24 protein-coding genes are annotated in these 24,935 nt (G+C 53.7%); 12 read left to right on the top strand and 12 right to left on the bottom strand.

Going from position 1 to position 24,935, the window contains the following annotated elements; genetic code table 11:
• Positions 1–84 precede the first annotated feature (84 nt).
• On the top strand, positions 85–1,068 hold the full coding sequence (locus JFC11_RS03900) for an AraC family transcriptional regulator (RefSeq protein ID WP_167457097.1): 984 nt from the start codon (positions 85–87) through the stop codon (positions 1,066–1,068).
• Positions 1,069–1,249: 181 nt separating this feature from the next.
• On the opposite strand, the gene kynA is transcribed toward JFC11_RS03900, so the two are convergent.
• The 10 genes from kynA to antA all read right to left on the bottom strand — a co-directional run bounded on the left by kynA (position 1,250) and on the right by antA (position 10,669).
• Positions 1,250–2,110 (bottom strand): tryptophan 2,3-dioxygenase, encoded by an 861-nt coding sequence (gene kynA, locus JFC11_RS03895; protein ID WP_038479631.1) that lies wholly within the window; start codon positions 2,108–2,110, stop codon positions 1,250–1,252.
• A gap of 280 nt (positions 2,111–2,390) precedes the next feature.
• On the bottom strand, positions 2,391–3,650 hold the full coding sequence (locus JFC11_RS03890) for a TRAP transporter large permease (RefSeq protein ID WP_038479634.1): 1,260 nt from the start codon (positions 3,648–3,650) through the stop codon (positions 2,391–2,393).
• Positions 3,647–4,213 carry a TRAP transporter small permease gene (locus tag JFC11_RS03885; RefSeq protein ID WP_038479637.1) on the bottom strand — a complete coding sequence of 189 codons (567 nt, stop codon included), beginning with the start codon at positions 4,211–4,213 and terminating at the stop codon, positions 3,647–3,649. Before JFC11_RS03885 ends, JFC11_RS03890 begins: the two co-directional genes overlap by 4 nt.
• Before the next feature lie 10 nt (positions 4,214–4,223).
• Positions 4,224–5,207, bottom strand: a complete 984-nt coding sequence (locus JFC11_RS03880) for a TRAP transporter substrate-binding protein (protein WP_051626399.1) — start codon at positions 5,205–5,207, stop codon at positions 4,224–4,226.
• A 42-nt stretch (positions 5,208–5,249) separates the two neighbouring features.
• Positions 5,250–6,224 (bottom strand): catechol 1,2-dioxygenase, encoded by a 975-nt coding sequence (catA, locus tag JFC11_RS03875; protein ID WP_038479640.1) that lies wholly within the window; start codon positions 6,222–6,224, stop codon positions 5,250–5,252.
• 65 nt (positions 6,225–6,289) lie between these two features.
• Positions 6,290–6,580: a muconolactone Delta-isomerase gene (gene catC / locus JFC11_RS03870; protein WP_089040225.1), complete on the bottom strand. Its 291-nt coding sequence runs from the start codon at positions 6,578–6,580 to the stop codon at positions 6,290–6,292.
• Between the two features lie 28 nt (positions 6,581–6,608).
• Positions 6,609–7,748 (bottom strand): muconate/chloromuconate family cycloisomerase, encoded by a 1,140-nt coding sequence (locus JFC11_RS03865; RefSeq protein WP_198348762.1) that lies wholly within the window; start codon positions 7,746–7,748, stop codon positions 6,609–6,611.
• 7 nt (positions 7,749–7,755) lie between these two features.
• Complete coding sequence (antC, locus tag JFC11_RS03860) at positions 7,756–8,772, bottom strand: anthranilate 1,2-dioxygenase electron transfer component AntC (RefSeq protein WP_193059609.1); 1,017 nt, start codon at positions 8,770–8,772, stop codon at positions 7,756–7,758.
• 19 nt (positions 8,773–8,791) lie between these two features.
• Positions 8,792–9,277, bottom strand: coding sequence for an anthranilate 1,2-dioxygenase small subunit (antB, locus tag JFC11_RS03855; protein ID WP_198348761.1), 486 nt, complete (start codon positions 9,275–9,277; stop codon positions 8,792–8,794).
• A gap of 3 nt (positions 9,278–9,280) precedes the next feature.
• Entirely contained in the window at positions 9,281–10,669 is a 1,389-nt protein-coding gene (gene antA / locus JFC11_RS03850) for an anthranilate 1,2-dioxygenase large subunit (protein WP_038479651.1), read from the bottom strand.
• Positions 10,670–11,003: 334 nt separating this feature from the next.
• Between antA and JFC11_RS03845 the strand changes: the two genes are divergently transcribed.
• Together JFC11_RS03845 and JFC11_RS03840 are read left to right on the top strand one after the other, a co-directional pair.
• Positions 11,004–11,858, top strand: a complete 855-nt coding sequence (locus JFC11_RS03845) for a DUF72 domain-containing protein (RefSeq protein ID WP_198348760.1) — start codon at positions 11,004–11,006, stop codon at positions 11,856–11,858.
• 153 nt (positions 11,859–12,011) lie between these two features.
• A complete protein-coding gene (locus JFC11_RS03840; protein ID WP_095603399.1) occupies positions 12,012–13,355 on the top strand; it encodes a sodium-dependent transporter in 1,344 nt (447 codons plus the stop codon).
• Positions 13,356–13,455: 100 nt separating this feature from the next.
• Here the strand turns inward: JFC11_RS03840 and JFC11_RS03835 are convergent, their stop codons facing one another.
• The gene (locus tag JFC11_RS03835; RefSeq protein WP_038479659.1) at positions 13,456–13,668 is read right to left on the bottom strand and encodes a PA3496 family putative envelope integrity protein; all 213 of its coding nucleotides are present in this window, start codon (positions 13,666–13,668) and stop codon (positions 13,456–13,458) included.
• 280 nt (positions 13,669–13,948) lie between these two features.
• On the opposite strand from JFC11_RS03835, the gene hexR reads away from it, so the two are divergent.
• From hexR to JFC11_RS03820, 3 genes are all read left to right on the top strand, one after another.
• Entirely contained in the window at positions 13,949–14,803 is an 855-nt protein-coding gene (gene hexR, locus JFC11_RS03830) for a transcriptional regulator HexR (protein ID WP_038479662.1), read from the top strand.
• A gap of 81 nt (positions 14,804–14,884) precedes the next feature.
• Positions 14,885–17,083 carry a DNA helicase II gene (gene uvrD / locus JFC11_RS03825; protein ID WP_095603398.1) on the top strand — a complete coding sequence of 733 codons (2,199 nt, stop codon included), beginning with the start codon at positions 14,885–14,887 and terminating at the stop codon, positions 17,081–17,083.
• Positions 17,084–17,219: 136 nt separating this feature from the next.
• The gene (locus tag JFC11_RS03820; RefSeq protein WP_038479672.1) at positions 17,220–18,308 is read left to right on the top strand and encodes a TRAP transporter substrate-binding protein; all 1,089 of its coding nucleotides are present in this window, start codon (positions 17,220–17,222) and stop codon (positions 18,306–18,308) included.
• Positions 18,309–18,387: 79 nt separating this feature from the next.
• On the opposite strand, the gene JFC11_RS03815 is transcribed toward JFC11_RS03820, so the two are convergent.
• On the bottom strand, positions 18,388–18,801 hold the full coding sequence (locus tag JFC11_RS03815; protein ID WP_038479674.1) for an acyl-CoA thioesterase: 414 nt from the start codon (positions 18,799–18,801) through the stop codon (positions 18,388–18,390).
• Between the two features lie 84 nt (positions 18,802–18,885).
• Here JFC11_RS03815 and JFC11_RS03810 point away from each other — a divergent pair, with 84 nt between their 5' ends.
• The 6 genes from JFC11_RS03810 (at position 18,886) to cysZ (ending at position 24,846) form a co-directional block, all read left to right on the top strand.
• A complete protein-coding gene (locus JFC11_RS03810) occupies positions 18,886–19,839 on the top strand; it encodes a PstS family phosphate ABC transporter substrate-binding protein (protein ID WP_038479676.1) in 954 nt (317 codons plus the stop codon).
• Between the two features lie 96 nt (positions 19,840–19,935).
• Entirely contained in the window at positions 19,936–21,054 is a 1,119-nt protein-coding gene (locus tag JFC11_RS03805) for an ABC transporter permease subunit (protein WP_198348759.1), read from the top strand.
• A complete protein-coding gene (pstA, locus tag JFC11_RS03800; protein ID WP_038479680.1) occupies positions 21,054–22,478 on the top strand; it encodes a phosphate ABC transporter permease PstA in 1,425 nt (474 codons plus the stop codon). Before JFC11_RS03805 ends, pstA begins: the two co-directional genes overlap by 1 nt.
• Entirely contained in the window at positions 22,472–23,287 is an 816-nt protein-coding gene (gene pstB, locus JFC11_RS03795; RefSeq protein ID WP_198348758.1) for a phosphate ABC transporter ATP-binding protein PstB, read from the top strand. Before pstA ends, pstB begins: the two co-directional genes overlap by 7 nt.
• A gap of 30 nt (positions 23,288–23,317) precedes the next feature.
• The gene (phoU, locus tag JFC11_RS03790; protein WP_038479685.1) at positions 23,318–24,043 is read left to right on the top strand and encodes a phosphate signaling complex protein PhoU; all 726 of its coding nucleotides are present in this window, start codon (positions 23,318–23,320) and stop codon (positions 24,041–24,043) included.
• Between the two features lie 68 nt (positions 24,044–24,111).
• Positions 24,112–24,846: a sulfate transporter CysZ gene (gene cysZ / locus JFC11_RS03785; RefSeq protein ID WP_038479688.1), complete on the top strand. Its 735-nt coding sequence runs from the start codon at positions 24,112–24,114 to the stop codon at positions 24,844–24,846.
• The last annotated feature ends 89 nt before the right edge of the window (positions 24,847–24,935 follow it).

Genomic DNA, 24,935 nt, shown 5'->3' with positions numbered 1-24,935 from the left:
AGACGACATGCGAACAAACCCTCGACCGCTCTATGGCTTCAAGGCCACATAATAATGATTACTGCGGCGAGGCTAGGAGGAAACATGACCGTACCTATGACCCGACAACAGATCACCGCCGAGTTTCGTCATCCTGACTCGGCCTGCCGCTGGATGAGCCAAGTCAACGGCCCCCATCGCCTGGAAGTACCTCAACCGCGTCAGCTCAGCTTTCGTCATCAAGGCACCTGCCTAGGCAGTGTTTCGATTGGTACCATCGAATACGCCACTCGGGTAACTGTCGACATTGCCGATCTGACCCACAGCTACAGTATTAGTTTGCCCCTTCAGGGCACCCAGAGCATGGAGTATCAAGATAAAGTCTTCGACTCTGATGCCGCCGTGGGAGCGATCATCTCGCCTAGCCAAACGTTGCGCCTGAGCATGGACGCGCAATGCCAAAAGCGCCTTGTGCGCCTCTCCCGCCAAGCCCTTGAACACAAACTATCGCAGCTGTTGCACCGCCATTTATCACAGCCAGTCATCTTTGAACCACGCATGCTTCTGAGCGGAACGGTGAAGGAGTGGTGGCAGATGGTAGCTAACCTGCAGGAAATGCTGCATGCCGAAGGCTCGCTCTGCGATATTCCCGAGGTGTGGGGCAACTTCGAGAACTCGCTAATTACCAGCCTGCTTTATACCCAACCTCACAACTACACAAGCGAGCTACTCGGTCGCCAACAGGGGCGCCCTGCCTACCTGAGTGACTTAGAAGCGCTACTCCATGAGTCCTTGGATCGCTCCCTCGGCCTAGCCGAACTGGAACAAGCGGCTGGCGTCTCCCGAGAACGGCTCTATCGAGACTTCCATACCCACTACGGGGTCTCTCCCATAGCCTACTTCCGCCAGCTGCGTTTCGACTATGTGCGCCAGCGCCTGGAACGAGCCACCCCCAACGAAAGTGTCTCAAGCATCGCCATGGATTGCGGCTTCCAGCAGTTGGGGCGCTTCTCACAGGAGTACAAGGTGCGTTTCAGCGAATTGCCCTCGGAAACCCTAAAGCGCTCGGCCACTGTACTGTTGCAATAAAAGCTCCTGCCTTACCATTGCCAAGCACAGATACTTATCTACGATAATGAAACCGCCAAAAAAGATGGTTTATTTTGCATATAAATCATCTTTTAGCACATAGCATGGTAAAGAGTCACAGCGGTTTCAATAACCATGAGACATCATTTTTATTATCAAAACAGAACCCACCAATCGTTGGCTACATAGTGGTTCTAACTGACCAAAGCTCAGGAAAAAATTTCAAATCCAATGCCTTTTTAAGATAAGACACACCTGTTGTTCCGCCCGTCCCCGCTTTATAGCCAATAATTCTTTCTACCGTTTTCATATGACTAAAGCGCCACTTGTGGAAATTGTATTCAGTATCAATCAACTTCTCGGCTAGCTCATAAAGATCCCAATACTGGTTAGTATCGCGATAAATATCGGCCCAAACGGCCTCTACTTCGGGTGAAGCCACATACGGCTCAGACCAATCTCGGTTAATCACTTTTTCGGGAAGAGAGAAGCCGCGTCGACTCAATAACTTAAGACAACAATCATAAAGGCTGGGGGCGTTTAAAACATTTGTCAGATGCTGATAGTTTTTAGGGTGCGAGCGATGCACTTCAACTAACCCTGGATGCTTATTACCCAAAAGAAATTCCAGCTCACGGTATTGATAGGATTGGAAGCCTGAACTCTGTCCAAGACTATCACGGAAGGAGATATAATCTGCTGGCGTCATGGTAACTAATACCTCCCAAGCCTGAATCATTTGCTCTTGGATGCGTGCTACCCGAGTCAACATCTTTAGAGCTGGCCGCAGCTCGTCGACCATAATATTATTAGCGGCCGCATGGGCTTCATGAAGACACTGTTTGAGCCATAATTCAGAGACTTGGTGAATAATAACAAACAGCATCTCATCGTGTACGTCAGAGCGTGGGCGCTGGCAAGACAGCAGGGGCTCTAAGTCCAGATATTGCCCATAACTGATATCCTGATTCCAGTGAACATTTCTTTCGCCTTTCAAGCTTAATGCGCTTTGGCTAGCGTTTTTTTTATCATGATCGCTCATAGTCACTCCATTTAAGATATTTATAGCTTTTATTTACCCTCCACAGGGTTGTTTTAAACAATCTCATACTATTAATTGTTTAAGAAGAAACTGGCATTTAAATACTCGATAATTTCGAAGTAATCGCCCCCTCTCCCTCTCCCTCTCGACCACGGTCAGCCCAATGGAAGGCATCCGTGATATTGCCAGCCAAGTAGCCATGAATAGTTTGAAGATGGGCGGCCCCCTTAAGGTCACACCTTGAGGGAGCTCTGCTAATTACATGCTGCACATCCGTTTTCTAGAGGAGTGCCAACGTCAGCCAGGGTTGCCAAGCTAACAACACCAACGTAATAAGGCTAGCTAGCAGGAATGGCAACAATGCCAGGAAGATACGCATAGGCGGCACCCCGGTCATGGAAGAGGCAATAAACAGTCCTGCACCCACTGGCGGCGTCAGAAGCCCCAGTACCAACGTCAGACAGACCACCACACCAAACTGGTAGGGAGTAATATCAAACTGCTGGGTGGCAATCGGCAGCAGGATGGGAACTACCAGGATGAGCGCAGCGATACCATCAATGATCATCCCCACCAGTAGCAACACCCCCACCAGCAGCAGCAGAAAAATAAAGGGGTCGGTGGTCAAAGCAGCGATCCAGGCGGCAGCCATTTGCGGCAGTTGCTCGTAGACGACCACCCAGCCGAAGACTCCAGCAGCAGCAATCAACATGATCACCAGGCCGGCATTGATAGCGGTGCGTTTGAGTATCTCGGGCAGCATGGCGACTTTCAAATCACGATAGAGATAACGCCCTAATAGCAACGCCGCCAGCGAGGCGAGCGCCGCCGATTCGGTGGGAGTCGCCAAGCCCAGCAGAATACCGCCGATGATAATCAGCGGTATCGACATGGCCGGCAGGCCCATCTTCAGCGCTTGCACTGCTTCTTGTCGACTCAGCCACTCTCCCTTGGGGTATTGCTGTACCAACCCCATGATGGCGATAGTCAGAAAGAAGGTTCCCCCTAGTAGTAGGCCCGGCAAGATACCGGCGATAAACATATCCGCGATGGGCACCTGGGCCATCACGCCGAACAGCACGAACAGCATTGAGGGCGGGATAATGGGTGACAGCAAGCCGCCAGCAGCAGTAATGGCCGCACTATAGGGTTTGTCATAGCCCTCCCGCTCCATGGCTGGCACCATCGCCCGGGACATGATAGCGATCTGCGAGGCGGCAGAACCGATAATCGCCGCCATCATCATGTTGGCAACCAGATTGATGTAGGCCAAGCCACCGCGAAAACCACCCACCAGCAGTCGTGCCAGGTCGATCAACCGGCGAGTTACCCCACCTTCGTTCATCAGCTCTCCGGCTAGCATAAAGAGTGGAATGGCTAGCAGCCCATAGCTCTCGATAGCCCCGAACAACTGCTGAGGATAGGACTCAAAGAGCACGGTATTACCCGATACCAAGATATAGAACAGGGCAGTAAGTGCCAGCACCAGGGCAATGGGCACCGCCCCCAGCAGTAGCAAAGCAAAGACAGCGACAGTCATCGGGCCACCTCCTCTTGAGTGGTGTGGGATGCCGGACGACCAAGATTGCACAGCGATTGGCATAAATTGATCAGACTGTGGAACAACAAGGAAGCGGCGAACCAAGGAAGAATCAGCCATACCCAGAACTTCTTGATACCCAGCGTTGAGGTATTCTCGGCATAGATGAAATTGAAGGTCTCGCCTTGAAAAGCCTGAATATCGAAGCCGGTCTGCCACAGCAGTAGTGGCTGATACCAGCGCCAACAAAGCCACAGCAGAATCAGCGCGAAGAGCGCCACCATTAGGTCCACGAACAAACCTACCAGGCGCTGACAAGAGGGCGGCAAGAGATCAGTGAACAGCGTCACAGCAATCCCTTGGCGCCGTTTGAAAACCGCACTGGAGATCAGCAGAGTCATCCAGATCATGGCGTAGATAGCCAGCTCGCTGATCCAGTAGATCGGATTGCCGGCGGCACGAAAGGCCACATTGATAAGGATCAGCAGGGTCACTGCCGCCGCTAGGACAGCGGCAGTGATCTCCTCTCCTTTGGCAAGTCGGTCAGAAAGTCGTGACAACATCACGTCACCCTCATTCACGTAGACGGTCGGCTTCCTGGCGAAGCATCTCCAGTCTCGGAGCCTTCTCACCCCAGATTGCTTCCCACTCGGCAATGGCGTCGCCGAAGAACTCAGCATCGGCCTCGACAATATTCAGACCAAGCTCACGGATCTCAGCTTCTTGGGCCGCATCCTTAGCCTGAAAGCCGGACAGGACATTCTCCAGGTGCTCAGCCATGGCGGTCTCGATCAACTCACGATCCTCCACTGAGAGTTCGCGCCAAACCCGACCAGAGACCACACCCACCATAGGGAACATCATATGGTTGGAGATCAGTAAGTTAGGCGCCTGCTCGTAAAACTTGAGGATCAAGATAGAATCAAAGTCCATGTCGATGGCATCTACCTGGCCATTAGCCAGAGCGTCATAGACTTCGAGCAGTGGCAGCGGGGCTGGAGCCGCGCCAGTGGCAGTATAGAAGTCACGGATTGGCTCAAAGGGGGTGATACGCAAGCGCTTCCCGCTCATATCGGCCTGGTTCTCGATAGGTGCCCGAGAGAGCACCTGCCGCATGCCTACCATGCCATAGCCAACGCCGACCATACCCACGCCCTGGGGCATCAGGTCGAGCAGTTCACCGGCAGTGTCGGAACGCAGTAAGCGCGCAGCATGATCTACATCATCAACCAGATAGGGTGCATAAAGGGCACCGAAGTCAGGAATCCGGTTGGAAATTTCAGCGATGGTCAGAAAGGCCATGTCCAGCGCGCCAGTCTGCAATTGCTGAACCATCTGTGCTTCGTTACCAAGCTGCTGGGCCGGGAAAACGCTGACGCTATGCTCGCCATCAGAACGCTCATGAAGGGTATCGGCAAAGGCCACAGCTTCGGTGGACCAGAGGTGCTGGGGAGGTGTAATTACCCCCAGGCGGAAATCGCGAGCCTGGGCAGAAACGGCACCAAAGAGTAGAGAGGCCGCCACGGCAGTGCTCAGAAAGGCTTTTGTAGGAGTCATAATGGGTCTCTTATATAGTTTTTATGTGGTTTTAAAACAGACTCAAACCTTCGCTGTACCGGCCAGTTGACTGGCGAGATCCTGCTCATCTTCTTTAGCCCGCGGCCGGGCATGGCGCACCTGTAGCTCGGGCGCCTCAACGTTGGCCAGTGCCACATTGAACACCACATGAGAAAACGGGCCGTCTAGTTCACGCTTGGCAATCTCGGCGGGGTCTTCAATACGTTCGGCAGTGACGACCAGCTCTTCACGGGTGGCAAAGGCAAAGTCGTCATAGGTGTAGGGATCACCCGCCAGATTAATCTGAGTGGTCAAGTGCTGGTGGCCCGGAGCGGAGACGAAGTAATGAATATGCGCTGGACGCTGCCCGTGACGTCCCAGGGATTTCAGCACTACATCCGTGGGCGCACCTTCGGGTACGCCGTAACCAGAGGGGATAATGCTACGCGCGGTGTAGTGACCTTCGCTGTCGGTATAAATCGTACGACGCAGGTTGTACTCAGATTGCGAAGGATCAAAGAAGGAGTAACCTCCATGGGAGTTGGCGTGCCAAATCTCGACCTTCGCGCCAGCAATCGGCGTGCCGTTCACGTCACGCACCTGACCGGTCAGCCACATGGTCTCACCGTCGTTATCCTGACTATCGTCCATGCGGGCAAAACCTTCGGCTTCCGGGGCACCAGCGACATACAGCGGGCCTTCAATAGTACGCGGTGTGCCGCCGGTGCGTTTGGCTTCGGCGTCGATAGCGTCTTGGCGCATATCAAGGTAGTGATCAAAACCAAGTCCAGGAGACAGCAAACCAAACTGAGTTTGGCTACCCAGCGAATTGAGCAGATTGACAGCCGCCCAGTACTCTTCCTCGGTCACATCGAAGTCATCGATTAGCTTGAACAGATCAGATACCAAGCGATGCACAATTTGTTTGGCGCGATCATTGCCACCGGTTTGGCCAAAGCCAGCAACGGTTTTGATGAAGTCTTGCACGTCGGGAGTGTCAAAAATCTTCACGGTCATGGTGAAACCCTCTGTTTGTTATAAGCTGTTGTTATTAATAAGAACTAACGTTGCACCTGGGTATATTAGCTATCGTCGTCACGCACTGAAGAGGGGTGACGACACAGCGGTTTGACGCTGATTTCCATATAGGGAAACAGTGGCAAGTTGCTAACCAATGCCTGCAGCTCAGCGTTATCTTCAACGTCAAAGATGCTGACGTTCGAGTAGCTGCCTGCCACCCGCCATAAGTGGCGCCATTTGCCCTGGCGCTGCAGGTCTTGGGAATAGCTCTTTTCAGCAGCCTTGATGTCTGCCGCTTGCTCGGCGGGCATATCCGTCGGCAATTTAACGGTCATTTCTACCTGATACAGCATGGCGCTCTCCTCCTCGGCTCGTACGCGACTAGTCTTTACGTGAGCAGTCTTTACGTGAGTAGTGCGTAACCTTGTCTTCATCTAGCGTGATACCCAGCCCTGGCTCTGTCGGTAAGTCGACGCCAAAGTCATGGTAATTAAGCGGTTTAACGACGATATCGTCTTTGAGCAGCAGCGGGCCGAACATCTCCGTACTCCAGGCCATTTCTGGTAGCGTTGCCCAGGCGTGAAGTGACGCGGCAGTGCCGATGGTGCCCTCCAGCAAGGTGCCACCGTACAAGCCAACCCCCGCAGCTTGGGCAACATGGGCCAGTTCCAGCACGCCGTACGTGCCACCGGCTTTGGCAATCTTCAGCGCAAAGGCACCACTGAAACCGCCGCAGACAAGGTCAAGTCCGTCGCGAGCGTCTTGTACTGCCTCGTCAGCGAGCATTGGCACATTGAAGCGGTTAGCCAGTCGGATCAGTCCGGCGTGCTCACGGGCAGGAATGGGCTGCTCAATCAGCTCAATACCGGCCTCCTGCAGCGCCTGAATACCGCGAACTGCGGTGGATTCATCCCATGCCTGGTTAACGTCAACACGCACGCTGGCGCGATCCCCCAAGGCCTCTTTGATGGCCGCCACGTGACGTACATCGTGATCCACCGGATGTGCGCCGATCTTCAACTTAAAGTCACAATGCCGGCGCTGCTCTAAGCGCAACTGCGCTTCGTCGATATCCTTGGCGGTATCGCCACTGGCCAGCGTCCAGAGCACCGGCAAATGTGCTTGGCGGGCGCCGCCGAGCAGCTCGGCCACGCTTAGCCCCAAACGTTTTCCCTGAGCATCCAGCAGCGCGGTTTCCAGCGCCGATTTGGCGATCATATTGCCGCGGATGTGGCGGTTAAGACGGGCGCGTAGCTGATGAATATTGCCTGATGGTTGACCAATCAGCAGCGGCGCTAGGTAGGTATCAATATTGCGCTTGATGCTCTCTGGGCTTTCTGGGCCGTAGGCAAGGCCACCAATGGTGGTGCCTTCGCCTAGCCCTTCAACCCCATCCGAGTGGCGCATGCGCACAATGACCATGGTTTGGCAGGCCATAGTGGTCATGGAAAGCTTGTGTGGACGGATGGTCGGTAAATCGACCAGCACTGTTTGAATATCTTCAATAGAGACGCCGCGCATAGAAACCTCAACTAGAGATAAATTTCTCAAAAAACACTCGGCATTCGCCCACCGGATTTTCCTCAAACCAAGTCTTGCTAGCCTCAATCATCGGCGGCGGCCCACACAGGTAGGCATCGAAGGGCTGGGCGAGGAAGTCGAGATCGAAAAGGTCACAGACCACGCCCTTGTTGCCTTGCCACGCTTCGGAAGGCGTCATTACAACGGTGCCAAAGGCGAAGTCGGGCAGCGTCTCGGTGAAAGCTTCTAGACGCGCGAGCTCACTGAGATCCTGCTCCTGGGTCACTCCATAGACGAGACGGATCGGCTGCTGGCACTCGCCCTTTTCGGCCAGTTCCTCAAGCATACCGAGGAAGGCAGAAAGGCCCGTTCCACCGGCCACCATCAGTAACGGGCGCTGTACCTCACGGAGATAGAAGGCTCCCAAGGGCGCCTCCAGGGAGATGGCATCGCCCACCTGGGCACAGTCGCGCAGGTAGTCGCTCATCACACCGCTCGGCAACAGGCGAATCAAAAAGCGCAGCTTTCCCTCCTGTACCGCCGAGGTGGCAAAGGAGTAAGCCCGCCACTGATCGCTACCCGGCACCTCAATGCGAGCATACTGACCAGGCAGGTACGGCAATGCCTGAGTGGGATCGTCGAGGGTGATCTCGAGGATGGCAGCACCATCGGAGACCTGCTCCACGGCGCTGACAGTGCCGTTATGCACCTCGGTAGCCACACTGCAGACGTTGGAATCGATATCGAAATAGAAGGAAGCCTGACTGGAGCGCAGGCGAGTCTGGCAAGCCAATACATGCCCTTCGGCGATCTCCTCCTCGGTCAAGGCCTCCTCATCGATATACTCGACATCGACATCACCGGACTCGCGCAGGCAGCGGCAAGTACCACAAACCCCTTCCCGGCAATCCACCGGCAGATTGACTCCGTGACGCTGAGCGGCATCCATCAGCAGCTCATTCTTATCGACCTTGACGAAGCGGGTGGTGCCGTCCCGAAAGACAATGGCGGCTGTGTTATGCATGACTCGCCCTCCAGCAACATCAGACGTGGTAGAAATCCAAGACGGAATCGATCTTGTCGTTGAGCAGTACCGTGTGCTTGCGGGTAATCTTCCAGTCGTCGCCGTCACCACGCAGCGTATAGCTGGCCGTGCCGAAGAAGTAGCCGCTCTCACCGAAGCGGTGGAAGTGAGTGACCCAGTTCACCTTAGCCTGCACCTGACCATCATCACGTGGCGCCCAGCACACGTTATTAATCAGATGCAGCGTGCGGGGCATCGGCGTGGAAGCAGCGGACTTGCCAGTACGCAGGCGGAAGATGCGATCCTCAATGCCCGTGCGGTCCGCGTAGTACATCAGCGACATCTCACGCTTCGGGTCCTGGGTGATCTCATGGTCGCCCTTCCACTGAGGGATATGAAACTCACACTCTGGGGCGAACTGGTCTAAATAAGCATCCCAATCCTGGCTGTCACAAAGTTCGGCGACCTGATAGAGAAACTGTTCGATGGATTGCTGCTGGCTCATGACTTATACCTCCTGGAGCTTGAGTGCTTTCTTCTCGAGACCCGCGAGCAGCATTTGCTGCCAGCTGCCGTGCTGGTTGACGTAGAGCCCCTCATGGGTGAACTCGGTTCCGGTGATCACCGGTTTAATCCCGAGCACCTGGCTGTTGTGGGTCTCGCCGTACTCCCAGCACTGGTAGCCCCGGGAAATGTCATTCCACTCAGTGGCCCGCGCTTCGAAGCCACGCTGTTGCTCACGGAACTCCACCAGATCATCGGGGGTCCCCATGCCAGAGACATTGAAGAAGTCCTCAAACTGGCGGATACGATTCTCGCGATCAGCATCGGACTCGCCTTTCACGCCCAAACAGAGGCTGATCACTTCCGTCTTGTTCCAAGCCACCGGGCGCACGATGCGCAGCTGGGAACTGATCTGATCCATGAAGAACAGGCTGGGGTAGATATTCAGGTTACGCAGGCGATGCATGGTCCACTCAGCACGCTCCTGGGGGAGCTGCTCTAGTAGGCGAGGCATCACCGCAGCGTAACCAGGGCGTACCTGGGGGTTAGGCATGTCGCTGAACAACAGGCTGTGGCCGTTATTGAAGGAGAACCAACCATCGTCGGTATCTTTGTCGCCGGCACCTAGCTTGCTGTAGTCGAGGGTATCGCCGCTGCTGCCGTGCTTCTGGGCTTCCAGCTCACGGCGGTGCTGTACGGTAGAAACGTAGTTATAGTGCACAGTGCTGACGTGATAGCCATCCAGACCGTTCTCGTTCTGCAGCTTCCAATTGGCGTTGAAGGTGTAACGGGACTCACCGGGTAGCACCTCCAGCTCACCATCCTTCGCTTGCTCGACCATCATGTCGAAGAACAGCGTGGTGTCACCGAGGAACTCCTTGAGACTGACGGTGGATTCTGTGTCCAGACTAATAAAGACAAAGCCACGGTAGCTTTCGATGCGCGCCTGGCTCAGGCCACGGCTGGCCTTATCGAAGTCTTCGGGATATTCGCTCGGCGCTTTGACCTTGACCAGGCGGCCATCGGACTTGTAGCACCAGGCGTGGAACGGGCAGGTGAAGGTGGACTGGTTGCCCTTGCCAACCCGGGTCAGGGTGGCCCCACGGTGCTGGCAGGTGTTGGCCAGCGCCCGCAGTTCTCCCTTGCCATCACGAGTGATGATCATCGGCTGACGGCCAGCCTGCATGGTAATAAAGTCGTTCTTATTGGGAATTTGGCTTTCGTGGCAGGCGAAGATCCACTGCTTTTCGAAGATGAGTTCCATTTCGAGATCGAACAGCGCCCGATCGGTGAACATGTCACGAGAAACCCTAAAAACGCCTTCATCAGGACGGAAGTCGATACAACTCTCGACGAAAGCCTGCCAGTCGGAGGGGGAGCGATATGCAGTCATGGGTCGTTACCTTTTTATTACTTATGAGGTACGTCTAACCCTAGAGGCTTCCCCCAGCCTTCACTATGCAGTTCTTGGAGGAACACTATGCACTTTTTTGCTCATCCTCCGAGAGCAGTCCGGATCGGCGCCAATGCTCACCCAAGTAGTTCTAGTCTATTTAATCGTCGCAACAATGTCCTAGAAACTGTGCCCTAGAAATAATGTTCTAGAAACAATGTTCTAGAAACAATGCCCTAGAAACAATGCCCTAGAAACAATGCCCTAGAAAAGCGCATAAACGCTTCTATGAAACAGTTACACTAGTATAAAGATAACCACGAAAGGCCTTAACATGACGCTACCGCTTTACCTTGGCCTACCCATGTGGGCCAATCAGGATTGGCTTGGCACTCTCTATCCAAGGCATGCCAAAACTGACCTGTTAAGCGATTATGCGGCGGTCTTTTCAAGCGTTGAGGGCAACACAACGTTTTATAGCGGCGCACCAAAGGCAGAAACGGTGGCCGCGTGGGCGCGGCAAACACCACCTCATTTTCGTTTCTGCTTTAAACTTCCTGCCACAGTCACCCATGACCAGCGTTTAACCCAGCCAGAAAATGCCTGGGCGTTTCTCAAGGCACTCACGCCCCTCCATGATCGCCTTGGTCCTACCATGGTTCAGCTACCACGTGATTTTGGCCCTTCGGAGCTCCCCCAGCTAGAAGCGCTTCTTGCTCAATGGCCGGCCTACTTACCGTGCGCAGTGGAGGTACGCCACCCCGCTTTTTTCCTCAAAGGAGAGGCAGAAAAAGCCCTTAACCGCTTGTTAATAACTTATTCAGCCAATCGCGTAATGCTTGATGTTCGTCCGCTGTTTTCAACACCCGCCAATGACCATCCTGGTTTAGCGCATGCACAGCAAGAAAAGCCGAAACTCCCGCTACACGTGCTTTCCACAGCAAATTATCCAGTCATTCGCTTTATTGGCCATATTGACAAAACAATTAATAGGGACTATTTCACGCCGTGGATAGACAGGCTCATCCTGTGGATAAGTCAGGGGAAAACCCCTTTCTTATTTGTGCATACTGCTGATAACCGAGCGTCACCAGAACTGGCGCGCTGTTTGTACCATGAAGTTCAACAACGCATCACTTTGCCAGCTCTTGCGTCATTCGCTGACGAGAAGCAGAGCCAACTGTTTTGACCGATCTTTTTAGGCTAACTGACTGGCAACCCCCACCACGATCGGATAAATTGCGCGTACTTTCGGAAAATAACGTTAGAACATTTCTCTTTTCCGAAAATCAGCACATTAGGCTTATAACGCCTTATTACAATTAACTAAACAGGTGATTTCATGGCAAAACTTGCACATGCACAGTGGTCATCGCGCATGGGATTTGTGCTGGCGGCCGCTGGTTCAGCCGTTGGCCTTGGTAACATTTGGCGCTTTTCTTACATGGTGGGCGACAGTGGTGGGGCAGCTTTCGTGCTTGTCTACCTTGCTTGCGTGGCGTTGGTGGGCCTGCCCATATTGGTGGCTGAATGGATGATTGGCCGCCGTGGCCAGAAAAATCCAATTAACACCATGGCTGACCTTGCAGCCAATCATGGTAAATCCAAGGCGTGGGCGTTGATCGGTGTGAGTGGCGTATTAGCGGCGTTCCTGATTCTGTCTTTTTACAGTGTTATTGGGGGCTGGTCGCTGAACTACACCCTTAGTTCCGTCATTGGAACGTTTAACGGCCAAGATGCTGACACAATTAGTGGCCTTTTTGGCGGCATGCTGGCTAGCCCAACGACGCTGCTGCTTTGGCATACGGCCTTTATAATCCTCGTCATTGGTATCGTCGCTCGCGGCGTGACCAAAGGCCTGGAAAGCGCAGCACGCATCATGATGCCCGCACTAGTGGTACTGATGCTAGTGTTAGTGGGCTATGGTATGACCAGCGGCCATTTTGGCGAAGCGCTAGCCTTTATGTTCAGCCCGGACTGGGATGCACTTGACGGCGGTGTTGTACTTGCCGCGATGGGACAAGCGTTCTTCACCCTATCGCTGGGCATGGGCATTATGATGGCCTACGGTTCCTACCTAGGCGAAGATGTTAACCTGATCAGTACCGCACGCACCGTTATTATTCTGGATACAGCGATCGCGCTGCTGGCGGGCTTAGCAATCTTTCCGATCGTATTTGCTAATGGGCTCAGCGCGGGAGAAGGCCCAGGCTTGATTTTCGTTACGCTGCCGTTGGCCTTCGGCAATATGGCAGGCGGCACGGTGCTGGGTCTGATGTTCTTCCTGCTGCTTACCTTCGCGGCGTTAACATCGGCGATTTCGTTGCTAGAGCCCGTCGTAGAAACGTTAGAAGAGCGCACGTCGTTGTCGCGCCTAGCGGCAACATTCGTTAGCGGCATTGCCGTGTGGGCGTTAGGGGTTGCCGCACTGCTGTCGTTCAACGTGTGGTCTGAGGTGCTGTTCTTCGGGCTTAACATCTTTGATCTACTGGATACCTTCACCAGTAAGATTTTGCTGCCGCTGACAGGGCTTGGCGCGATTGTGTTCTTCGCGACCTGCTTGGATAAAGAAGAGTCACGCAAAGAGCTACGCATGGATGTTTATGACTATAGCCTCTGGAATCTGCTGGCTAAATACGTCGCCCCCATCGGGGTAGCCGTGGTTTTCCTGGCAGGCTTCTTCTAAGCATCAAGTTCTAGGCAGTAATGTTTAACCAGCAAGAGATAGCCCTGGCTTGCCCAGGGTTATCGTCAGCTAGTTAGCGCTTTACTTACCCGCCCTTACCTTAGTGCAATTCGCTCTCTTGCTCATCATCTGCCAAGGGGGCGATATCCCGCGATAACTTCTGAAATTCCCGATGCAGCTCTATGCCCCTACGCGCCCTCAGGCTGCGCTGGGCGGCACTACGCCGACGCTCAACATGCTCATCCACTTCCATACTCATAAAGATGTCGAGTAGTTCGCTTTTTACCGAGGTGATTCGTTCGACGTTTCTCATAATCGACGTTCCTCCAGGTGAATATGCCTACGTCCACCTGCATCCGTGACGACTGTTTATTTAAATGATGCAGTGCGGCACTTCACTTCTTACTATAACCTACTTGACAAAATGATGACGAATCCAGTTGAAATGCCCTAACGGCATTTAAACGCATGAGTAAATCGCATTTATACTGTTTCTGCATCGTGCTTGCTGCAACATACGCTGCAACAAGCACTCAGGCATACTGTCGTGAGCATATCTGCATAAGTACTAAAGAGAATTTAAGGAGCTTAATGTGAGCCGCGCCCTGTTCGATGAAATGAGACGCCGCATGGAGCACTTTCGTCGCTCCGAGCAAAAGGTTGCGCGGTTCGTACTGCGCAACCCAGACGAGGTCATCCATATGCGGATTGTCGACCTCGCAACAGAGGCTAAAGTTAGCGAGCCCACCGTTGTACGCTTTTGTCGCGCACTCGGCTGTAACGGGTTCCAGGACTTTAAACTCCAACTTGCCCAGATGCTGGCCAGTGGTAGTCAGTTTGCCCAGTTCTCTATGAACGATAGCGACTCGGTTGCCGAGTTTTCCCACAGCATTTTCGACTCCACCGTGGGCACACTTTTATCGGTGCGCGACCGGCTTGATAATGATGCCCTCGGGCGTGCGGTCAACGCTCTCGCCATGGCAAACCGCGTTGAGTTCTATGGCTTTGGGGCCTCCGGTGCCGTGGCTTTCGATGCCCAGCACAAGTTCTTCCGCCTGCAGATATCGACCTCCGCTTATGCTGACCCGCATATGCAAAATATGTCGGCGGTCACGCTAAAAGAGGGTGATGTCGTGGTCGCCATCTCACAAACAGGCCGTACCAAAGCACTGGTCGCTAGCGTTCGCTTGGCGCGCGAAGCAGGCGCTACCGTTATTGGCCTGTGCCCGAGTGACTCACCGCTGGCCGGCGAAGTGAGTCTGCCGCTGTATATCGATGTGCATGAAGATACCGAAATCTACACGCCGCTTAGCTCACGAATCGCCCATTTGGTGCTTATCGACGTCCTCGCCGTCGGCGTTGCCAAAACGCGCGGTCCGAAGTTGGCTGAGCAGTTGAAAGCCGTCAAGAAGAGCCTGAATACGCTGCGTTTTCCTGAAGAGCCGTAGTTGCCCATTCGACTGTATGCACAGCCAGTTCGCTGGCTGTGCTAAACTGGCCGCCCATTTTTCGAACCGGCAGCGGCTTATATGGACGACGTCACGGCGATACTTGATCAGCTTAACCCTGCCCAGCGCGAAGCGGTAAGCGCGCCTCAGGGTAACTTACTGGTACTGGCGGGTGCCGGGTCCGGTAAAACCCGCGTGCTGGTTCATCGCATTGCTTGGCTAATGCAGGCCGAAGGGCTTTCGCCCTATGCCCTGCTGGCGGTCACGTTTACCAACAAGGCCGCGCGGGAAATGCGCACTCGTCTGGAAGCGCTGCTGAGCATCTCCATGCGCCATGTCTGGGTCGGCACGTTTCACTCTATCGCTCACCGCCTACTGCGCACTCACTGGCAGGATGCTCGGCTACCACAGCACTTCCAAATCATCGACTCCGATGACCAGTTACGGCTGGTAAAACGGATGCTCAAAGATTATTCCATCGATGATGAGCGCTTCCCGCCCCGCCAAGTGCAAGGCTTTATCTCTGGCTGCAAAGAGGAAGGACTTCGCCCCCACCAAGTAAACGTGGACGGCGATGGTTATCTTGGCCAGATGGTAGAGCTTTATGAGCGCTACCAATTTATCTGCGAACGCGGCGGCCTAGTGGACTTCGGTGAACTGCTACTGCGCAGCCTAGAACTGTTGCGTGACAACCCGCCGTTGCTAAATCATTACCGCGAGCGCTTTGGTCATGTATTAGTCGATGAGTTTCAGGACACCAATACGCTGCAATACGCGTGGTTAAAACTACTCACTGGGCTGCAAACACCCATGACCGCCGTCGGTGACGATGATCAGTCAATTTACGGTTGGCGTGGCGCCAAAGTGGAAAATATTCGCCGCTTTGAGGAGGAGTTTCCTAACACTCACACCGTACGCCTAGAGCAGAACTACCGCTCCACAAGCGCGATTCTGGAGGCCGCTAACACGCTGATCAGTCATAACAGCGAGCGGCTGGGTAAAAACCTATGGACTGATGGTGTCGAAGGCGACCCTATTTCTGTTTACGCCGGGTTTAACGACTTAGAAGAAGCCCGCTATATCGTCGATACCATCAAAGAAAAGGTCGATGAAGGGTTTAATCGCCGCGACGTTGCCATTCTTTACCGCTCCAATGCTCAATCGCGCTTACTGGAAGAGACGCTGATCCGCCAAGGTATGCCCTACCGTATTTACGGAGGGCATCGCTTCTATGAGCGCTTAGAGATCAAAAATGCCCTAGCGTACCTGCGACTACTGCTTAATCGTGATGACGATGCCTCTCTGGAACGTGTGATTAACGTGCCCACCCGCGGGATTGGCACCCGCACGGTAGAGATTGTGCGCCATCGCGCCCGAGAGCAAAGCATTTCACTGTGGCAGGCGCTGCACGATGCCATTCAAGACGGCACGCTAAAAGGCCGTGCAGCCAACGCGGTGCAGACATTTGCCAACCTCATTGAGCAATTAGACAACGATGCATCTGGCCTGCCGCTGCATGAAATTATCGACCACATCACCACTCATACTGGCCTGATCGAGCATCACAAAAGCGAGCGCGGCGAAAAAGGCCAGGCGCGCGTGGAAAACCTGGAAGAACTGGTGACTGCTGCGCGCGCCTTTACCCATGGCGATGCTTTCGAAACCCCGGAGGCAGGCGAAGGCATGGCAGCGCTGGAAGCGTTTCTATCCGAAGCGGCGCTTAATGCAGGCGACCATGAAGCCGATGAGTTTGAAGATAGCGTGCAGCTGATGACCCTGCACTCTGCTAAGGGCTTGGAGTTTCCCATAGTCTTTATTGCCGGTGTTGAAGAGGGCCTATTTCCTCATAAAATGTCGATCGAAGAGCCAGGGCGGCTCGAAGAGGAAAGACGACTTTGCTATGTCGGCGTTACCCGTGCGATGCAGAAACTCTACCTGACCCATGCTGAAACTCGCCGCCTGCACGGCAAAGAAGTGTTCCCCAGGCCATCGCGCTTTCTACGCGAACTGCCGCCTCATCTGTTGGAAGAAGTCCGCCTACGTGGTCATATTTCCCGTCCCGTTACCGCTTCACGCTCAAGTTTTGCGCAGCAGCGTGTTGAAAGCGACGGCGACCTGCCTGCCCTGCATGTTGGCCAGCGGGTAATGCATCCGGTGTTTGGCGAAGGCATCATTCTTAATGCGGAGGGCGAAGGGGCCCGCGCCCGCGTACAGGTCAGCTTTGAAGGTGAAGGGGTGAAATGGCTCGTGCTAGGGTTTGCCAAACTCGCCCCTCTTTGAGTGGCGTTAACGTAAGCGTAAAGCTGTAGGCGAGCACTTGCCCATTAAAACCTGCTTAGCGCATACTGGCTGATGGACACTGCGCTCACTGCGCGTTAATAAAAAAACATCAGATAATTTCGGAGTTATGCCCGCCATGCAACGCCGCCAATTTCTAAAAACCGCCGGCTTCGGTGCCGCCGGTGTCGCTGCTGCACCTTTTGTTTCCACTGCTAGCGCCAACGAAACCTATACCTGGGATATGGTGACCTCCTGGCCGAAAAACTTCCCAGCGCTTGGCACAGGTGCCAATGACTTCGCGCGCCGGGTCGAGCAGCTCTCCAATGGCCGCATGCGCATACGTGTACACGGTGCTGGTGAACTTGTGCCTGCACTTGAAGTGTTTGATGCGGTCGCTGCGGGTACTGCAGAGATGGGGCATTCCGCATCCTACTACTGGCGCGGCAAGGTCGCGGCCTCACAGTTTTTCACCGCTGTGCCGTTTGGTATGAACACCACCGAAATGAATGCGTGGCTGTATCACGGAGGCGGTCAGGAACTGTGGGATGAAATCTACGCCAACCACAACCTTAAGCCTTTCGCTGTCGGTAATACCGGCACGCAAATGGGCGGCTGGTTCAAAAAAGAGATTAACTCCCTAGACGATATGCAGGGCCTAAAACTTCGCTTGCCAGGCCTTGCTGGCGAAGCGATGAACGGCATTGGCGTCAGTACCGTCACTATGGCAGGCTCAGAAATTTTCACCTCGCTGCAAACCGGCGCACTTGATGCAGCGGACTGGGTCGGGCCTTACAATGATATGGCGTTTGGCCTTCACCAAGTGGCGGATTACTACTACACCTCCGCATGGAACGAGCCGACAGCCGTGCTGGAAGGCACTGTCAATTTAGACGCTTGGAATTCCCTGCCAGAAGATCTGCAAGACGTTATCCGTGAAGCCGCACGGGCCTCTAATCTCGCCATGATCAGTGAATTTGCCTACCGTAATGCTCAGGCGCTTGAAACACTAGTCGATGAACACGGTGTTCAACTGCGCACCTTCCCAGAAGACGTGATGGCAGCGCTGTATGAATCTTCAAAAGAGGCGATCCAACGCCAAGTAGACAATGACGAAGAGTCTCGCCGCGTTTATGACTCTTACTCAGCCTTCCAGAAATTGGTGCGTCCGTTCAGTGATGTAGGCGAATACGCTTACCTGAAAAACCGCGATAATGTCGGCGCCTAGAAATTCCGCCATCTTTTAGTAGCGACACAAAGAAGGGCGCCGAGGCGCCCTTTTGCGATGTTAATGGTCAACCAATCTCTCAGCTATGCACCGCACGGATACGCCCATTATCATCCAACGCCACCATAACAAAGCGCGCTTCGGTCACTTTTTGTCGCTCTTCCAAGTGACGGCCTTGAGGTGGGCGCACCCATACCTCAACATCAATCTTAATCGAGCTATGGCCTATTTCCTGCACGCAGGTATAGACACTCACCATAGACCCCACGCGCACCGGGCTTAAAAAATCCATCGCTTCGATAGCCACGGTCGCTGTGCGACCGCCTGCCTCTCGGCCCGCAGCTAGCTCGGCGGCTTGATCCATCTGGTTAACTAACCAACCGCCCGGAATATCACCATAGAGATTGGTATCTTGCCGAGAAGCCAGTAACTTTAAGGTGAGCTGCCCCTGCGGAGCAGGTACATCGTCCAAATCGGTGTCCAGCGGTGTCATAAGGTGGTCGCTTCAAAAGGTTATTGTTGTGATGTTGCTGCATCGCAATAGGCTGGTAATAGTTAATCACAAGAGGGGTGTCGTTTGAAGCGTTACAATTTACGACGTGTGAGAAAACATCAACTGCTACTGCTTCTGACTGGCTGGCTTCTAATGGCGGGCAATCTTGCCTGGGGGCAGCCAACCTCGGTGAGCGGCACGTTAGGTGCCGTCGGTTCTGACACTATGGCAGGCTTAGTGCTGCGCTGGGGCGAAGCCTTAAGCGCCCGCCACCCGGATATCAACCTGCAATTTCAGGCCGGCGGCTCAGCCAGCGCGCCGACTGCCTTAGTGGCTGGCACCACCCGCCTAGGGCCGATGTCACGCCCCATGACCCATGCAGAACGCCAGCAGTTTATTGACCGCTACGGTTATCCACCGCTTGAGCTTCGTGTTGCTCGGGACGCATTAGTGGTGGTGGTACATCGCCATAACCCATTGGATACCCTGACACTCCAACAAGTCGATGCGATTTTTTCAACTAGCCTCGCTTGCGGTGCTCCCCACCCCATCCGGCGCTGGAGTACGCTGGTACCGGCGACGGATTGGCCTTATGGCCAAATAGCCCTGCATGGTCGTAACCTAGCGTCGGGTACCCATGGCCTCTTTCAGGAAAGAGCCCTGTGCGATGGCGAGTTTCGCCTAGATATCAGTGAACACCCAGGTTCATCGGCGGTCATTGCTGCGGTAGGAGAGTCCTTCAATGCTATGGGCTATGCAGGCTACAACCATTTAAATCCAATGGTGCGCGCACTACGCCTAGTAGATGAATCCGGAGCTGCCGTTGCGCCCAACGAACGCTCTATTCAGCAAGGAAAGTACCCATTATCACGCGATCTCTATCTTTACGTGAACCTGCCACCCAGCGAGTCATTGCCGCCCGTGGAGCAAGCCTTTCTGACACTTATCTTTTCGGAAGAGGGTCAGCAGATTGTCAAAGCAGCTGGCTTTGTGCCGCTACCCAATCAGCTGCGTGATGCTCAGCGCCAACACCCGTGAACTGTCATTTAATTGTCATAAATAAACGATAGGGTAAGGAGACTCGACCATGCATGCTTATTTTCGTGATGGCTTTCGCTTTTCTATGATGTCGACATGACTCTTCCCCGGCTACCCTTTTCGCGTCAGCCGCTGCGCCATATACAAGACCGACTTGCTACCGGGCTTATCACCGCCGGTGGTATTGGTGTTTTGTTGGCAATTTTAGCCATTGGCGTCTTCCTTGTATGGGAAACGCTACCGCTGCTCGCCTTGGGCGACACGTTCAGCCTCGCTAAACTCTCTCCTCTTGCCTGGGGCACGTTAAAAGCAGCGCTGGCGGCCATGCTATTCGCAACGCCCATTGCCCTAGGCGCGGCAATGTACTCTGCGCTATTTATGTCAGCACGGCTCCGTAGCCGTTTGAAGCCAACGCTTGAGTTGATGGAAGCAGTGCCTGGCGTTGTCATCGGATTTATTGCCGGTTTATTACTCGCCCCCTGGGTGGAACGAAACCTGGCCAGTGCCTTGATGATCATTATTTGGCTACCTCTTAGTGCAGCCTTAGCGGGATATCTATGGTATCGGACGGCCGTCCACGTTCGCCAACGACTACCGCTTTCGTGGGCAGGCTTATGGCTTATTCCCTGGTTGGCTGGCATGGCTGTACTGGCAATATGGATTGCTCCCATCATTGAACAACACTGGCTTGGCGGCGACCTGCGACGCTTGCTTGATCAACGTTACGGCCTTGATTACGCCACCCGAAATGCACTGATTGTGGGTATTGCGATGGGATTTGCGGTGATTCCCAGTATTTATTCGCTCGCGGAAGATGCACTTGCCGATGTTCCCCCTACCTTAATGGAAGGTGCTCAAGCGCTAGGCGCTAGCCGCTGGCAAGCACTGTGGAAAGTTGCCCTACCCACGGCAGCTCCTGGAGTCTTTTCAGCGGTGATGATTGGCGCTGGCCGCGCCGTGGGCGAAACCATGATTGTGTTAATGGCCAGCGGTAACACCGCGCTCTTTAGTGCCAGTCCGTTTGAAGGGTTACGTTCGCTATCAGCCTCTATCGCCATTGAGCTTCCCGAGGCTTCACCAGGCGGGCTGACCTATCACTTACTGATACTGGCGGCACTGGCCTTGTTCATTTTTACCTTTGTGGTGAACACGTTAGCTGAAATTGTCAGACAGAGATTGCGCCGACGCTATCAACGCTTAGGGAGCTCACTCTGATGCGTTGGCAGCGGGCTGTTTTTTCAAACGTTGGTTTTTTAAAAATGAGCGGCAGCGGGCTCTGGCCTTGGCTTTGTGCTGCCTGCGTGGCGCTTTCGTTATTAATGTTGGCAGCATTATTAACGCTGCTGACGATTCGGGGGTTAGGCCATTTTTGGCCAGCGCCATTAGAGGAAGTTACCCTCAAGTCAGGCGATATCGTCATTGGGCAGCCAGTTCGTGAAACGACGCTGCCCAAGGGAGCAGGGTCAGAACGGCTCTATTTCACTGGTAATCAGGATATTACAGGAAGCAACTGGCAGTGGATTACCATTGATGATATTAGCCAACAGGCCGAGCCAGCCGACCTTATCCGCTTAACGCGCACCCCATGGGGTGATTTTATAGGCCGTTTAATGACGGTGGAGAGTGGCGATCAACGGTTAACAGAACAAGCTGCCTGGACTTTCATCCATGATGCGCTTGCCTTACCCGTCAAGCAGCGGCCCCCTGGAACGTTAGTGCTAGCCACTGCCGATGGTCAAATACTTCGACAGCCGCTGGCAAGTGTTACCTACTTTCAATCACCAAATGCCATGTCCTGGGGACAAAAAACCATCGCCTGGGGGCAGCGCATCTGGCAATTTCTAAGTGAAGGGCCACGCGCCGCAAATACTGGCGGAGGCGTCTGGCCAGCCATTTTTGGCACCGTCTTAATGGTCATTCTGATGTCAGTGATCGTTACTCCGTTTGGGGTTCTCGCTGCCATTTACTTAAACGAAATCGCTCACCAAAACCGCCTAACACGCTTAGTTCGCATTGGCGTACGCAACCTGGCAGGCGTGCCCTCAATCGTTTATGGCGTGTTTGGCCTTGGCGTATTTGTATACGGAGTAGGCGGTTCTATCGACAGCTGGTTTTTTAGCGATGAACTGCCCTCACCCACATTTGGAACCGGCGGCCTTCTTTGGGCCTCGCTAACACTTGCCTTGCTCACGTTACCTGTAGTGATTGTCGCTACCGAAGAAGGGCTAGCACGCATACCCGATGCCCAGCGGGAAGGTGCCGTTGCGCTGGGTGCGACACGCTTGGAAATGTTGACGCGGGTGGTGTTGCCCATGGCAACGCCCGCCATGCTAACGGGGATGATTTTAGCCGTCGCCAGAGCCGCGGGCGAAGTGGCGCCGCTAATGCTAGTGGGCGTCGCCAAGCTAGCGCCGCAAATGCCTGTAGATGGTGAGTTTCCCTACCTTCATCTAGAGCGCAAGTTTATGCACCTCGGCTATCATTTATTTGATACCGCCTTTCATGGTGAAGATGTGCAGGCCGCAATTCCGCTGGTTTTCGCCACCGCACTGCTGCTGGTGTTAATCGTACTCGTGCTTAATCTAACTGCCATATTTCTGCGTCATTATCTGAGGCGTCAGCGAGGAAACGAATGTTAGCGTCTTTATCGTCCAACAAAGCGGCTCTCGCGCCCGTGACGCATTTTCCTGCCGAACAGCGCTGCTTGAGCATTGCAAAATTTCACCTCGCTTATGCGGGGAAAATGGCGTTGCGCGATCTAACATTAGACCTACCACGCCACCGTGTAACGGCCTTTATTGGCCCTTCAGGCTGTGGAAAGTCAACGCTGCTACGCGCGATTAATCGACTGCACGACCTTAATGAATCGGTAACACACAGTGGCCATATTCAGCTTGAAGGTCAGGATATTCATGCCCCGGACATGAATGTTACCGAGTTGCGACGGCGCGTTGGGATGGTGTTTCAAACACCCAACCCTTTCCCTATGTCGATTTATGAAAACGTGGCCTTTGGCCTGCGTTTACAGCAACGCTTACCCAAGCGGAAGCGGGACGACATTATCGAATGGGCACTTACATCGGCAGCACTGTGGGATGAGGTTAAAGATCGTCTGCACCGCTCGGCTTGGCAGCTATCTGGCGGCCAGCAGCAGCGCTTGGTCATTGCTCGTACGCTTGCCGTACAGCCGGATGTACTGCTACTCGATGAACCAGCGTCAGCCTTAGACCCGATCTCGACGCTGAAAATTGAAGAGCTGATTCGTAACCTTAAATCACAGCTAACGCTTGTGCTGGTTACCCACAATATGCAGCAAGCCGCGCGGGTTTCTGACTACACGGCTTTTTTGCAGCACGGTGAACTCGTTGAGTACGGGCCAACGGATCAATTGTTCACCAACCCGCGTTTACAACGCACCGAAAACTACATCACCGGCCGCATCACCTAGGCCCCAAAGACATCACGTCAGGAGTGCTCAATGGATATTACGAGCGATAGCCACAGCCAACATATCTCTCGCCAGTTCAACCAAGAGCTGGAGGAGCTAAAAACCCACCTGATGGCCATGGGCGGTCTGGTGGAAAAACAAGTGCAAGATGCTGTTTTTGCGCTACTGGAAGGTGACAGCCGTCTTGCTGAGAAAGTGCGCGACAATGACCGCCAAGTTAACGACCTGCAACTGCAAATTGACGATGAATGTACGCGGGTATTAGCGCGTCGTCAGCCAGCGGCTTCCGATTTGCGCTTAGTGCTGGCGGTTATTCGCGCAACGTCTGACCTTGAGCGTATTGGCGATGAAGCCAGCAAAATTGCTCGAAATGCGCTGCTGTTAAGCGAAAATAGTGGCAACATTCGCGGTTTAGTGGAAGTACGCCATATCAGCGAACATGTACGTAAAATGCTTCGCGATGCACTTACCGCTTTTGCTCGTTTTGATACCGATCTTGCAATGCAAGTTGTGCGCGAAGATGAGTTCGTTGACGACGAGTATGGTAGCGCCATGCGCTCGCTGATGACCTTTATGATGGAAGATTCACGTTCGATTAGCTCCGTACTTAGCATTATGTGGGTGCTACGTGCCTTAGAACGCGTGGGTGATCATGCCAACAACCTGGCGGAGTACGTTGTCTACTTGGTCAAAGGGTTAGATATTCGCCATAGCGATCCCGACGCGATCGACCCGCAGGTACTTAAAAAATCTTGACCTAGCACGCGATTCCTCCTGCAATACGCCCAGATATCCCCTCTGGGCGTTTTTTCTAAGGAGCAAACATGTTGGATGCGATGACAGCGCTGAGCCGAGGCACTCGCTTGGTATACCAGAAAGGTCTGCGGCGCTATATTTTCCTACCCATCGTGGTCAATATAATCGTTTATGCCAGCATGCTCAGTTTCGTGGTCAACCGCTTTTCTGGTTGGCTAGACAGTGCTATGACAATGGTACCAAGCTGGCTTGAGTGGCTCTCATGGCTAATCTGGCCACTGTTTTTTATCAGCCTGCTGCTGGTGATCTTTTTTACCTTCACCCTGGTCACCCACTTAATCGCCGCACCTTTCTATGGTTTTTTAGCAGCGAAGGTAGAACGTCAAGCGACAGGGCGTGAACCCCTGGATGACCGTGGGCTCGCTAAAACCGCTGTCGATGCCTTGGGTCGCGAGCTAGTCAAACTCGGCTATATCCTGCCACGCATGGTCATACTGTTTATTATTAGCTGGATACCCGGCCTAAACCTGATAGCCCCTGTTTTGTGGATCCTTTTTTCCGCGTGGATCATGGCAATCACTTATTTAGATTATCCTATGGATAACAATAAGATAACGTTTCGCGATATGCGGACACGACTATCGCAACGGTGGTGGCCAAGTCTCACCTACGGCGGGTTGATTATGCTAGTGACCTGGATCCCTCTCGCCAACCTGTTCTTAATTCCCGGTGCAGTGGCAGGCGCCGTATTAATGTGGGACGACCACTACCGCGGCACGCGCGACATTACGCCTCATCGCTGATGGCTTAATCGCTATAACGCTGACACAACCTATTTGTTACCTTAAGGTTGTTTGGCTGCACTATTATTCTCAAGATTAAGCATAAGCCT

The sequence above is a fragment of the Vreelandella alkaliphila genome (assembly GCF_016107625.1).
Classification (GTDB): Bacteria; Pseudomonadota; Gammaproteobacteria; order Pseudomonadales; family Halomonadaceae; genus Vreelandella; species Vreelandella alkaliphila.
The sequence above is the reverse complement of the archived record's forward strand: the minus strand, read 5'-3'. Positions and strand labels throughout refer to the sequence as shown.

Bases quoted from the DNA above. Each gene is read 5' to 3' on its own strand.
- JFC11_RS03900 (WP_167457097.1), top strand. From the start codon at position 85: ATGACCGTACCTATGACCCGACAACAGATCACCGCCGAGTTTCGTCAT.
- JFC11_RS03805 (WP_198348759.1), top strand. From the start codon at position 19,936: ATGACTCTTCCCCGGCTACCCTTTTCGCGTCAGCCGCTGCGCCATATA.
- catA (WP_038479640.1), bottom strand. From the start codon at position 6,224: ATGACCGTGAAGATTTTTGACACTCCCGACGTGCAAGACTTCATCAAA.
- phoU (WP_038479685.1), top strand. From the start codon at position 23,318: ATGGATATTACGAGCGATAGCCACAGCCAACATATCTCTCGCCAGTTC.
- cysZ (WP_038479688.1), top strand. From the start codon at position 24,112: ATGTTGGATGCGATGACAGCGCTGAGCCGAGGCACTCGCTTGGTATAC.
- pstA (WP_038479680.1), top strand. From the start codon at position 21,054: ATGCGTTGGCAGCGGGCTGTTTTTTCAAACGTTGGTTTTTTAAAAATG.
- JFC11_RS03820 (WP_038479672.1), top strand. From the start codon at position 17,220: ATGCAACGCCGCCAATTTCTAAAAACCGCCGGCTTCGGTGCCGCCGGT.
- kynA (WP_038479631.1), bottom strand. From the start codon at position 2,110: ATGAGCGATCATGATAAAAAAAACGCTAGCCAAAGCGCATTAAGCTTG.
- antA (WP_038479651.1), bottom strand. From the start codon at position 10,669: ATGACTGCATATCGCTCCCCCTCCGACTGGCAGGCTTTCGTCGAGAGT.
- JFC11_RS03885 (WP_038479637.1), bottom strand. From the start codon at position 4,213: ATGTTGTCACGACTTTCTGACCGACTTGCCAAAGGAGAGGAGATCACT.
- pstB (WP_198348758.1), top strand. From the start codon at position 22,472: ATGTTAGCGTCTTTATCGTCCAACAAAGCGGCTCTCGCGCCCGTGACG.
- JFC11_RS03880 (WP_051626399.1), bottom strand. From the start codon at position 5,207: ATGACTCCTACAAAAGCCTTTCTGAGCACTGCCGTGGCGGCCTCTCTA.
- antC (WP_193059609.1), bottom strand. From the start codon at position 8,772: ATGCATAACACAGCCGCCATTGTCTTTCGGGACGGCACCACCCGCTTC.
- JFC11_RS03835 (WP_038479659.1), bottom strand. From the start codon at position 13,668: ATGAGAAACGTCGAACGAATCACCTCGGTAAAAAGCGAACTACTCGAC.
- JFC11_RS03865 (WP_198348762.1), bottom strand. From the start codon at position 7,748: ATGCGCGGCGTCTCTATTGAAGATATTCAAACAGTGCTGGTCGATTTA.
- JFC11_RS03845 (WP_198348760.1), top strand. From the start codon at position 11,004: ATGACGCTACCGCTTTACCTTGGCCTACCCATGTGGGCCAATCAGGAT.
- catC (WP_089040225.1), bottom strand. From the start codon at position 6,580: ATGCTGTATCAGGTAGAAATGACCGTTAAATTGCCGACGGATATGCCC.
- JFC11_RS03890 (WP_038479634.1), bottom strand. From the start codon at position 3,650: ATGACTGTCGCTGTCTTTGCTTTGCTACTGCTGGGGGCGGTGCCCATT.
- antB (WP_198348761.1), bottom strand. From the start codon at position 9,277: ATGAGCCAGCAGCAATCCATCGAACAGTTTCTCTATCAGGTCGCCGAA.
- uvrD (WP_095603398.1), top strand. From the start codon at position 14,885: ATGGACGACGTCACGGCGATACTTGATCAGCTTAACCCTGCCCAGCGC.
- JFC11_RS03840 (WP_095603399.1), top strand. From the start codon at position 12,012: ATGGCAAAACTTGCACATGCACAGTGGTCATCGCGCATGGGATTTGTG.
- JFC11_RS03815 (WP_038479674.1), bottom strand. From the start codon at position 18,801: ATGACACCGCTGGACACCGATTTGGACGATGTACCTGCTCCGCAGGGG.